10 protein-coding genes, 2 pseudogenes and 1 riboswitch are annotated in these 10,852 nt (G+C 62.6%); of the genes and pseudogenes, 6 read left to right on the top strand and 6 right to left on the bottom strand.

Annotated features, from left to right (window positions below; translation table 11 throughout):
- Window positions 1–319, top strand: a 319-nt coding sequence (locus tag BCL67_RS14555; protein ID WP_181256042.1) for a transposase, incomplete at its 5' end; no start/stop codon positions are given.
- Between the two features lie 24 nt (window positions 320–343).
- Here the strand turns inward: BCL67_RS14555 and BCL67_RS14550 are convergent.
- Together BCL67_RS14550 and BCL67_RS14545 are read right to left on the bottom strand one after the other, a co-directional pair.
- Entirely contained in the window at window positions 344–1,357 is a 1,014-nt protein-coding gene (locus tag BCL67_RS14550; RefSeq protein ID WP_106124130.1) for a phytoene desaturase family protein, read from the bottom strand.
- Window positions 1,354–2,001, bottom strand: a complete 648-nt coding sequence (locus BCL67_RS14545) for a UbiA family prenyltransferase (RefSeq protein WP_308738010.1) — start codon at window positions 1,999–2,001, stop codon at window positions 1,354–1,356. The genes BCL67_RS14550 and BCL67_RS14545 overlap by 4 nt, the downstream gene beginning before the upstream one ends.
- Before the next feature lie 241 nt (window positions 2,002–2,242).
- On the opposite strand from BCL67_RS14545, the gene BCL67_RS14540 reads away from it, so the two are divergent.
- The gene (locus BCL67_RS14540) at window positions 2,243–2,464 is read left to right on the top strand and encodes a hypothetical protein (protein WP_106124128.1); all 222 of its coding nucleotides are present in this window, start codon (window positions 2,243–2,245) and stop codon (window positions 2,462–2,464) included.
- 17 nt (window positions 2,465–2,481) lie between these two features.
- Here the strand turns inward: BCL67_RS14540 and BCL67_RS14535 are convergent, their stop codons facing one another.
- Window positions 2,482–3,519: a methionine synthase gene (locus BCL67_RS14535; protein WP_106124127.1), complete on the bottom strand. Its 1,038-nt coding sequence runs from the start codon at window positions 3,517–3,519 to the stop codon at window positions 2,482–2,484.
- A 20-nt stretch (window positions 3,520–3,539) separates the two neighbouring features.
- On the bottom strand, window positions 3,540–4,532 hold the full coding sequence (locus BCL67_RS14530; RefSeq protein WP_106124126.1) for a putative oxygenase MesX: 993 nt from the start codon (window positions 4,530–4,532) through the stop codon (window positions 3,540–3,542).
- Between the two features lie 124 nt (window positions 4,533–4,656).
- On the opposite strand from BCL67_RS14530, the gene BCL67_RS14525 reads away from it, so the two are divergent.
- The 3 genes and pseudogenes from BCL67_RS14525 (at window position 4,657) to BCL67_RS14520 (ending at window position 6,560) form a co-directional block, all read left to right on the top strand.
- Window positions 4,657–5,604: a LysR family transcriptional regulator gene (locus BCL67_RS14525; RefSeq protein WP_106124125.1), complete on the top strand. Its 948-nt coding sequence runs from the start codon at window positions 4,657–4,659 to the stop codon at window positions 5,602–5,604.
- A gap of 299 nt (window positions 5,605–5,903) precedes the next feature.
- Window positions 5,904–6,074, top strand: a pseudogene (locus BCL67_RS16045) (type IV toxin-antitoxin system AbiEi family antitoxin domain-containing protein); the annotation flags it as partial.
- 36 nt (window positions 6,075–6,110) lie between these two features.
- A complete protein-coding gene (locus BCL67_RS14520; protein WP_258175114.1) occupies window positions 6,111–6,560 on the top strand; it encodes a hypothetical protein in 450 nt (149 codons plus the stop codon).
- A gap of 262 nt (window positions 6,561–6,822) precedes the next feature.
- On the opposite strand, the gene thiC is transcribed toward BCL67_RS14520, so the two are convergent.
- Window positions 6,823–8,553: a phosphomethylpyrimidine synthase ThiC gene (gene thiC / locus BCL67_RS14510; RefSeq protein ID WP_106124122.1), complete on the bottom strand. Its 1,731-nt coding sequence runs from the start codon at window positions 8,551–8,553 to the stop codon at window positions 6,823–6,825.
- A riboswitch (TPP riboswitch) is annotated at window positions 8,550–8,659 on the bottom strand. It overlaps the preceding gene by 4 nt.
- A gap of 454 nt (window positions 8,660–9,113) precedes the next feature.
- On the opposite strand from thiC, the gene BCL67_RS14505 reads away from it, so the two are divergent.
- Complete coding sequence (locus BCL67_RS14505) at window positions 9,114–10,052, top strand: amidohydrolase family protein (RefSeq protein WP_106124121.1); 939 nt, start codon at window positions 9,114–9,116, stop codon at window positions 10,050–10,052.
- A 565-nt stretch (window positions 10,053–10,617) separates the two neighbouring features.
- Here the strand turns inward: BCL67_RS14505 and BCL67_RS15685 are convergent.
- A pseudogene (locus BCL67_RS15685) lies at window positions 10,618–10,852 on the bottom strand (transposase); the annotation flags it as partial.

Genomic DNA, 10,852 nt, shown 5'->3' with positions numbered 1-10,852 from the left:
CGAGCATCTCGACACCGCCCGAGCGGAGATCCTTGCGTTCACCAGCTTCCCGGAAGGACTCTGGTCACAGGTCTGGTCCAACAACCCCAACGAGAGGCTCAACCGCGAGATCCGTCGCCGCACAGACAGCGTCGGCATCTTCCCCAACCGAGAGGCGATCATCCGTCTCGTCGGTGCTGTCCTGGCGGAACAGACTGACGAATGGGCAGAGGGCCGCCGCTACCTCGGCCTCGAGATCCTCGCGAAGAGCCGCCTGAGTCTCGTGCCCGATGCGGATAAGGAGGTGGAGGCCGACGCCGCCCTGGAACTCAGCGCCTGATTGATCACGATGAAGGACACCGCGCTACACCACTACCCGGGACTTGACCGCCGGCTCGCGTTGAGCCTCCAGACTTGCGTAGAGCGCGGCGGGATCCTCGGGCAGAACCACGCTGTGCCGCGACGTATCCGCCGGAAAGGGCTGCTTCAGCGCCGCGTACACGGCGACCGCGGAGCAGGAGAGCTTCCGTGGTGGTCGAGGTGCGCGCCCACCGAGCAGCCCCTCGAGCCGGCCTGCATCCAGGCCGCTGACCAATGCGTCTGCCCGGTAGACCTTCTGGGTAGTTCTGACGTGTCCTCGCCCCAGTTCGAGGACGGGCTCATCGGTGCGAACATCGACCCCGGCAGCTCGCGCGAGCCGCTCGAGGGCCCGGACCAGTTCGTGGACACCTCCCTGCGGCACCCACACCCCGTCTTGGGCCATCACCGCAGGCATGCTGGCATACAGTGCCGGGGTGCGGGATGGGCTCACGCCGGCGTTGAGCGTGTGGATGGCGATCACTTCACGCAGCCCGTCGGGCAGCCAGGTGAGACTGTCGAGATAGCTGCGGGTGCTGAGCCGGTTCCCGTAGAGCTTCCCCATTCGAGCCAGAGAGGGGTATGCGTCGCGGGCCATCGGGGCGGTGGTCAGAAGCCGGGTCACATCCGGCCCGATCGGTCCGTGCAGCGCAGCGAAACGCTCCCATGCCGAGTGCCACGGGTGTCCCGGGGGTACCGGCAGGGAACAGACTTCCCCGCGGAAGTAGTACCGGCCGACTTCAGGAAGCCGCTCCAGATTCAGACTTGCCGTGTCTTCGGCCGCTGTTGACGGACTGTGACTGGAGTCGTCCAGCCGGCGCAGCAGCTCCTGCCAGACTGCCGGAAAGGTGAACAGCGAGGGGCCGGTGTCCATCACCTGGCCAGCAACCTCGATGCGGCGGCTCTTGCCACCCAACGTCGAGTTCGCTTCCAGAAGCGTGACAGCGTGTCCCGCCGAGGCTGAGAGCGCTGCGGCCGTCAGGCCCGCCACTCCGCCACCGACCACCACGACGCGGCTCATGGGTACCACCCCAGCAGCAGCGCGGCCACCAGTTGAATGCCGGCCACAGCTCCCGCGACATAGGGGAAGGCGATGGAATAGCGGTACAAACCGTGGGCAGTGCTGCTGCTTGCGGAGCGGAAGAGTATGTAGAGCAACCCGCCGCTGATCAGCGCGTTGAGGAGCGCGACCGGAACATTGACCATCGCAAAGCCGATCGTGGCCAATGTCCACCAGGTTCCGCTCCAGAGCACCGTCCCGCGAACACCGAGGCGCACTGCCGTGGTGGTGATTCCGGCCGTCCTGTCTTCCTCGATGTCTTGGACTGCGTCGAAAGCGTGCTTCGCCACGCTCCACGCCATCAGCGCCACAGCAGCTGCCCAGACCGGACCGGATTCCAGGGCGAGCGGAACAATGGCGATTGGCAGGGCGTAGGCGGCGTTGCTGAGCGAATCCAGATAGGGGCGGGCCTTGAACCGCAGCGGTGGCGCCGAATAGAAGAAGAACACCAGCAGGTAGAGACCGATCCACAGCAGCGCATCACCGGGGAGGACCCACCCGAAGTACGCCAGGAACGGAAGATTGGTCACAAGGACTGCGATCCAGATCGAGCGAACCTCACCGGCGCGAATCCGAGGGGTCTGCTGATTCGCGCCCGGGCCCACGAGGCCGTCACCACCCGCCGGGACAAGGCCAATCCTGCAGTTATACCGATGACATCAGGGGACGTGAGTCCGGCATGGGGACTCACGTCTTCTCGGCAGGGCAGGAATACCGTAATACAGGAATACCGTTCTATGGTCATTGCCCGGGTATCAGCGTCCTGGGACCGGCCGGCAGGAGAGCCTCCTTCCGAACGACCCTGAAAGTTAGCCGCTCCGGGCCAACGAGAACGACACCGTTCTCATGGCTGCGGTGCAGTCGTTGTACTGGAACCTCGGCACCGTCACCGTGGCCACGGAGAAGATCGTGACCACGGACCGGGGCATTCCGCCGAAGCACTATCTTCTGGTGATGGATGAGCTGTGGAAAGTGCTGCGCGCCTCGGAACAGATGGTCTCGCGACCGGAGACCGGGACGAGCGTCATCGAGGAGCTACGGTCCCACGACGCTCCCGCTAACCGGTGAGATGCGGCCCCGATAGGTCAGGGCTTCGCGGCCGATAGCTCCTCACGAACGATGCGCGCACCCGCGCTGAGCGCGCTTAACTTCGCCAGTGCGATGTCCCGGGAGAAGGGCGCCATGCCGCAGTTCGTGCTCGGCAGAAGCTTGTCCGTGTCGACGAACCTGAGAGCGTTCCGGATGGTGGCGGCGACTTCCTCAGGAGTCTCGATCTTCTCGTTCGCCACGTCGATGGCACCGAGCATGACCTTCTTGCCCCGGACGAGTTCGACGAGGTCGATCGGGACACGGGAGTTGTGGCATTCCAGCGAGATGATGTCGATGCTGGACTGCTGCAGGAGGGGGAACGACTCCTCATACTGGCGCCACTCCGAGCCGAGGGTGGCCTTCCAGTCGGTGTTCGCCTTGATCCCGTAGCCGTAGCAGATGTGCACTGCGGTCTCCGCGCGTAATCCCTCTGTTGCCCTTTCCAGCGTCGCCACGCCCCAGTCCTTCATCTCATCGAAGTAGACGTTGAACGCGGGCTCGTCGAACTGGATGATGTCGACCCCCGCAGCCTCCAGATCTCGTGCCTCCTGGTTGAGGATCGTCGCGAACTCCCACGCCAGCTTCTCCCGGCTCTTGTAGTGGGCGTCGTAAAGCGTGTCGATCATCGTCATGGGGCCGGGCAGTGCCCATTTGATCGGCTGATCGGTCTGCTGCCGGAGGAGTCTCGCGTCGTCGACGAAGACCGGCTTGGAGCGGCTCACTGCGCCGAGGACGGTGGGCACACTCGCGTCGTAGCGATTGCGGATCCGAACCGTCTCGCGCTGATCGAAGTCGACCCCGTCGAGATGCTCGATGAACGTCGTCACGAAGTGCTGACGGGTCTGCTCTCCGTCGCTGATGATGTCGATTCCGCGATCGCTCTGTTCCTTGGCGGTGATGCGCAGCGCATCCTGCTTGCCTTCGACCAACTCATCGCCGTGCAACTTCCAGGGCGCCCAGAGGGTTTCAGCCCGGGCGAGCCACGAGGGCTTGGGCAGGCTGCCGACGGTGGACGTGGGCAAGATCTGGGTCATGATCGACTTTCCTTCGGTAATCATCCGACGCGAACGGGGAAGCGGCCGGCCCACTGTTCGAGCAGCTCGCGGTGGGGCTTCATAAAGTGGTCTTCCGTGTACTTGCCCTGCTTCTTTGCTAGCTGACCGCGTTCGACGCGGTCGTAGACGATGGCGGTAGGCGAGTAGTCCTGCTGAGCCAGGGTCGGCCGGTAGATCTCAGCGGCGGGGGAGTTCGCGTTGTAGATCTCCGGCCGATAAATCCTCTGGAAGGTCTCCATCACGCTGATCGTGCCGATGAGCTGCAGGTCGGTGTAGTCGCTGAGCAGATCGCCGCGGAAGTAGAACGCGAGCGGGGCGACACCGCCGGGCGGCAGGAAGTACCTGACCTGGAGACCCATCTTCCGGAAGTACTCATCGGTCAACGAGTAGTCGTCCTGTTGGTACTCGACACCGAGGGTCGGATGGTGTTTCCCGGTCCGGCGGTAGGTCCGGCTCGTGGACACGCTGATGCAGATCACGGGATCCACCGCGAAGCGCTCCCTGTAGGCCTCGGAGTCGAGGAAATGCTGGAACAGTTTGCCGTGCAGGTCACCGAAGTCTCCCGGCACGGTGAACTCAGAGGTGCCCTCGTTGACTGCCGGCAGTCGAACACTGAAGTCGAAGTCGCGGACGTAGGACGAGAAGTTGTTCCCGACGATCCCCGGGAATCGTGCACCGGTGAGGCGATTGACGATCTGAATATTCAGTACCTCGATCAGAGGGAACCGGTGATCCGCGCCGTCCGAGCTGAACTGCAGCTCCGCGGAGACGATCTCGAGCTCGACGGAGTAGTGGTCCCGGCCCGGGTTGTCCCGGCGTGCGAGATCGTTGAACCGGTCGTTGATCATCGCCAGGGTTCGGCGGAGGTTCTGCTGGCGGTGCTCGCCTCGAGCCAGGTTGGCAAAGTTCGTGGTGGTCCGAGAATTTTCGGACGGCGAGTAGTCCTCGTCGAAGCGGGTGGTGGTGATGCTGAACGTGAATTCGTTCGACATGTATGTCCAATTCAGGTCTTGATCGGCCGGGCTCGGCCTTGCGGAAGGACTCTGCACTATCCTGCAGTATCAGTTCAGTCATCGGGTAACTGACGTTGCCTATGGTCTTCTATAGTCTTCAGCTATGGCACGAGAATCCAGAGGCATCACATTGCAGCAACTGCATTACTTCATCGAGGTCGCAGCGGAGGGGTCGATCACCGGCGCCGCCGACCTTTTCTACGTCGCCCAGCCGACCATGTCTGCCGCAATGAAAGACCTGGAATCCCGGGTGGGGCGCACCCTCCTCACTCGATCGGCCCGGGGGGTGACGTTGACCGAGGAGGGGGTAGAGTTTCTCGGCTATACCAGGCAGGTCGTCGAGCAGATGTCGCTGCTGGAGCAGCGCTACCTCGGTCAACCACCGTCCCGTCGGCTGCTCGGAGTCTCGGCTCAGCACTACTCATTCGTGGTCGAGGCGTTCATCCGGATGGTGGACTCCGTTGACGCAGCGCAGTACGAGTTCTCGCTTCGTGAGACCCGGACCTGGGACATCATCGAGGACGTCCGGGCGCTCCGCAGTGAGGTGGGCATCCTGTACCGGAATGACTTCAACCGGAAGGTCATCGACAAACTCCTGCGAGATTCCGGGCTGGTGTTCCACCCGCTCTTTGCCGCAGTGCCGCACATCTTCATCTCCAGACAGAATTCCTTGGCCTCCCGAGATCGCGTCACTCTCGATGATCTGGCCGACCTCCCACGGCTCACCTTTGACCAGGGCGCGAACAATTCGTTCTACTTCGCCGAAGAGATCCTCTCGACCCTGTCGAGCAAGCGGGAAATCCGGGTCGCCGACCGCGCGACCATCTTCAATCTCATGATCGGACTCAACGGCTACACGATCTCGACCGGCATCATCAGTGACGACCTCGATCCCGGGATCGTCGCCATCCCACTCGACGTGGACGAGAGCATCGAGATCGGCTGGATCAGCCATTCCGGGATCCCGCTCACGGCGCAGGCGCAGCGCTACCTCGCCGAGGTGCGGGTCGTCGTCGCCGACTACGGAATCGAGCTGCTCGACTCGCCGTGAATCGGGCCGGCGAGTGCGATCACGGTCGGCGACCAATCCGTCTCGCTCAAGTTCCCGTAAAGCGTCCCGCGCTGGATCTAAGCTCACTCCGAAGGTCCCCGCGAGTCGAACTCCTTTAAGGCGTACGTCGGCATCGATCTTCCCGCAGGGGATGTCTCGGCACCGGTAATGCGCGAGTTGAGGCCCGAGTAGGGGAGTGCCGACCAGAACCATGGACTCGCCACCGTCAGCGTGCCTCTAGTGCCCTCGGCGCTTCGATAGAGCCTTCGGCGGGGTCTCGGAGTCGTGCGGTTTCTGGCTTGGCAACGTATGCGTACCGAGATCATTCTTGGCCAGCTGCCATTGGAGTTCTGGCCGAGGACCGGTGGGGCATGTTCACCGCCGCTCAAGCCTCTGGAGTCGGGGTCAGTCCTACACAATTGTCGCGGCTGGTCTCGGCCGGCGCTCTGGAACGGATGGCACAAGGTGTGTACCGGATAGTCGGGGCTCCTACTGGAGACCACGACATGCTGCGTGCGACGTGGCTCGCGCTGGGAGGACATCTCAAGACTGAGGATGGCGCCCCCCGTGTCATTGCGGCAGGCACGACTGCCGTGGAGCTTCACGGCGTGGGTGATTTTTACCTAGACCTGTATGACTTCGTGGTACCACGCCGGCGAGGCTCGAGGATGAAGAACCTACGACTCCGCGTGCGACAACTCACCCGGTCGGAAATAACGCACGTCGACGGAATGGCCGCCATGACCGTGGAGCGCATGATCGCAGATCTGGTAGAGCTCAACCAGGACCTCTCACTCGTCGGTGACCTGATCTCTGAAGCTCATGGCAAGGGACTCATAGCTTCAGTGCCCGCGCTCTCGTCATATCTGCAACCGCTGGCCAGACGTAATCGAGCGAAATTCGGTGAACAGCTACAAAAGAGGCTCTACGAGGAGGCGAGCATAAGCGATGAGTAGAGACACCTATAACAGCTGGAAAGCACTCGCCTCCGCTTTAAAAGAAGCGGCGAAGAAGGACTCGACGACGAGCGTGGACGCTTCAGACTGATGTGGCGTGGAGGTTCGTGAACCGCTCGGAAATAGTGTTCCTCGGCGGGCTCGCGCCCGATGAGATGGGCAACCTAGAGACCGTGCTAGGGGTTCTGCCCCTGGGCTCATTCTGGCCCCAGGGCGCAACACCTACGCAGGTGTCAACTGGCTGGTGCTTTTGGAGGGGCTCTCAGGTGTTCGAGACCGTGGGATCATCCAGATAGACCTTGGATCCGGAAGCCCGGAACTGAGCAGACTTCTGCTCCATCCCAGCGATAGCTTCCTGTTCGGACATGCCACCGAACTGGTCACGGATGTCCTGAGAGATACGCATCGAACAGAATTTCGGACCACACATCGAACAAAAGTGGGCGGTCTTGGCCGCTTCGGCCGGCAGGGTCTCGTCGTGGAAGGCTTCGGCGGTATCCGGGTCCAGGGACAGGGCGAACTGATCACGCCAGCGGAACTCGAACCTTGCCTTCGACAGCGCGTCATCCCGCTCCGCCGCGCCGGGGTGACCCTTGGCCAGGTCGGCGGCGTGGGCGGCGATCTTGTAGGTGATCACCCCGGTCTTCACGTCGTCTTTGTTCGGCAACCCCAGGTGCTCCTTCGGGGTGACGTAGCAGAGCATGGCTGTGCCGTAGCGCGCGATCTCGGTGGCTCCGATCGCGGAAGTGATGTGGTCATAACCGGGGGCGATGTCGGTCACCAGGGGCCCTAGGGTGTAGAACGGGGCTCCGTGGCACAGTTGCTGCTGCCGCTCGACGTTCTCCCGCACCAGGTGCAGGGGGATGTGACCGGGGCCTTCGACCATCACCTGCACGTCGTGCTCCCAGGCCCGTGCGGTGAGCTCGGCCAGCGTGTCCAGCTCGGCGAACTGGGCAGCGTCGTTGGCGTCGGCGATTGATCCTGGGCGCAGCCCGTCCCCAAGAGAGAAGGCGACATCGTAGCGGGCGAAGATCTCGCAAAGCTCGTCAAAGTGGGTGTACAGGAAGTTCTCCTTGTGGTGGGCCAGGCACCAGCCGGCCATGATGGATCCGCCGCGCGAGACCATGCCGGTGACTCGCTCGGCTGTCATGGGCACGTAGCGCAGCAACACCCCGGCATGGATGGTCATGTAGTCCACCCCCTGCTCGCACTGTTCGATCACGGTGTCGCGAAAGATCTCCCAGGTCAGGGCGCTGGCCTGGCCCTTGACCTTTTCCAGGGCTTGGTAGATGGGTACGGTCCCGATAGGTACCGGAGAGTTGCGGATGATCCACTCGCGGGTGGAGTGGATGTCGTCACCGGTGGAGAGGTCCATGACGGTGTCCGCGCCCCACCGGGTGGCCCACTGCATCTTGTCGACTTCTTCGGCGATGGAGCTGGTCACCGCGGAGTTTCCGATATTGGCGTTGATCTTCACCAGGAAGGCTTTTCCGATGATCATCGGTTCAGACTCGGGATGGTTGATATTGGCCGGGATGATCGCTCGTCCTGCTGCCAGTTCGGAGCGGACCAGCTCGACGTCGCAGTGCTCTCGCAGCGCTACGAACCGCATCTCCTCAGTGACGATACCGGCTCGGGCGTAGTGCATCTGGGTGACGGTTCGATCCGCAGCGGCACGCAGCGTCTTCGGCCTGGTGCCTTTCCACTCGCGGGATGCCGCACCACGCCGGATCGCGGTGGGGCCGTCGTCGAGGAGGTTCCGCTCCCGGCCCGGGTAGGTCTCGATGTCACCACGGTCGGCGATCCAGGCTTCCCGCAGCGGCGGCAGGCCAATGACCGGGTCGCTACCGGGCCCAGCCGTACGGTAGATCCTCAGTGGGGGGTTGGGGGCGCTGCCGGGACTGTCCTCCAGTGAGATCTCCGTGACCGGAACGTGCAGGTCGTGCTCTTGGCTGTGGATGTGCACCAGGGCGTGCTGAGCAGATGTGCTCATATTGGGATTCCTCTTCCTTCGCCGGCATTACCCGGACAGGTTCAACGGTCGCAGGCTGCCTCAGCCCGATCTCAGCCCCTGCAATAGGGCTCCCGTGTGGATAACACCGACCCTAACACCCCCGTGAGACCGGGCACTGACATGACCCCCTGATTTCGGTCCACGAGTGATGAGAGTTGCACTAGCGCCTGGGCCTCTGGGCAGGAAGACTGGTGTGACCATGACTAGCAAGAGACGACGCCATACCCCGGAACAGATCATCCGGAAGCTCCAAAACGCTGAGAAATTGAAAGCCGGCCGGATGGGACCGTGCCCCGCGATCGTTGGATGTGCACCTGGCGCTTCGGGCGTGGTGGCACTCACCGGTGGGACGTGTTCGCTGATCAGGGGGGCGAGGAAGTCGCTGAGTCAGAGGTGCCTCGATGGGGGACGTTCCGGGATCTTCGCAGCTGCGCTCCCGGCGACCCGCTCTGGAAGTCTGGCCTGTTCGAAGAGCTGCTGTACAGACCGAAAGGGGATAGGGGGCAGGTCAGCGAGGATGCTAGACCCCCTGACTACTCATGAATTTCAATGAAGAGCTTCGCAGCAACACTGCCGAGCTGCTCAGCGCCGAAGCTCAAGAGGTCCGGTCCCGCTGGGAGGCTCTGGAGCTGCCGGGCCTGGTCGATATCCATACCCACTTCATGCCAGCGCCGGTGTTGCGAAAAGTCTGGTCATACTTCGATGCTGTGAGTCCGACGCTCGGTCAGGACTGGCCGATCACCTACCGTCTCCCGGAGAACGAGCGGATCGAGATCCTGCGGGCCTTCGGAGTGCGCGCCTTCACTACCCTGAACTACGCGCACCGTCCGGGCATGTCCGCCTGGCTCAACGACTATTCTTATCGGTTCGCCGCTCAAATGCCTGAGGCTGCGCTGAGCGCGACGTTCTACCCAGAGCCGACGGTTGCAGATTATGTGGCGCACGCCCTCGACCGGGGTGTGCGGGTCTTCAAGGTCCACGTTCAGGTCGGGGCCTTCGATCCGGGGGATGCTTTGCTGGATCCGGTCTGGGAGATGTTGGCTGCTTCGGGCACACCGGTGGTGATCCATTGTGGATCTGGGCCGAGCCCCGGAGAGTTCACCGGGGCTGTCCCTATTGAGCGGATACTGCGTAGATTTCCGGGCCTGTGCCTGGTTATCGCTCACCTGGGGATGCCCGAATACACGGATTTCTTAGACCTGGCGGAACGCTTCGACGGTGTGCACTTGGATACCACTATGGTGTTCACCGACTTCATCGAGGGTCTGCATCCGTTCCCTCGTGAGCGGCTCGGGCAGCTCAAGGACTTGAAGGACCGGATTGTGCTTGGCACCGATTTCCCCAACATCCCTTACCGCTACGCCCATGCGCTGGACGCGTTGATCAACCTCGGTTTGGGAGAGGACTGGCTGCGTGCGGTGCTCCACGACAACGGGCTCCACCTTCTCGGCGCCTCTGGTGCTGACCTGCCGGAATAGCCGGAACAGGGACTGTCGACGCCGCGTCTGTCCTGGGCCTGGCGGTTCTACGCATTGGTCGTCTCTGCGACCGAGGTGGGGGACCGAAGGTAGAGCCGACACCCCTGAGTGTTCAGTTTTCGGCCGTCGTTGACACCGTCTGTAGGTACCGCTGCGGTGGCTCCACGCTCATCGAAGGAGGAGAGACTATGACTACCACGGTGACAGACTCTGTTGTTGTAGAAGCCCCCTTGGACGTCGTCTATCGTCAGTGGGCGCAGCTCGAAGAGTTCCCCGGTTTATGACTGTGGTGGCCAGTATCCGCTACGGACACCTGGGTGTTGTAGGTTGCCGAGATTGTTGGAATCCGCCGGTTAATCGGCTCTCCGCAGTTGAGCGTGGGGGTGTCGTGAGATGCTCCTATCTTGTGTCAAACAGCTGTAAGCCATTGCTCATAGCGGGTGGTGAGTTCTGGTAGCGGGCGGCGTTGTTTCTCGATGTCGCGGATGCGGGCGGGCCATGTGTGCAGAGCCTCGGCCGCCCTGGCGAGGGTCAGGCCCTTGGATTGCCGGATCGTCTGGAAGTCTGTTCGAGGGGCCTGTTCCTGTGGGTTGGTCAATGCCCTGTAGACCTCCCGGCAGATGGCTCGCTTGAGACAGCGCATGATTTCGCGATTGCTCTTGCCCTCAGCAGTTCTGCCGGCGACGTAGTCCTTGGTGCGTTGGTCGTGTTGCATCCGCACCAATGCGATGCGGTGCAGGGCGGCGTTTGCGCGGCGGTCGCCGCCACGATTGAGCCGGTGCCTGGTTGTGCGGCCAGAA

Origin of the sequence: Nesterenkonia sandarakina (genome assembly GCF_003003175.1) — a bacterium.
GTDB lineage: Bacteria > Actinomycetota > Actinomycetes > Actinomycetales > Micrococcaceae > Nesterenkonia > Nesterenkonia sandarakina_A.
This window is presented reverse-complemented; position numbering and strand designations above follow the sequence as displayed.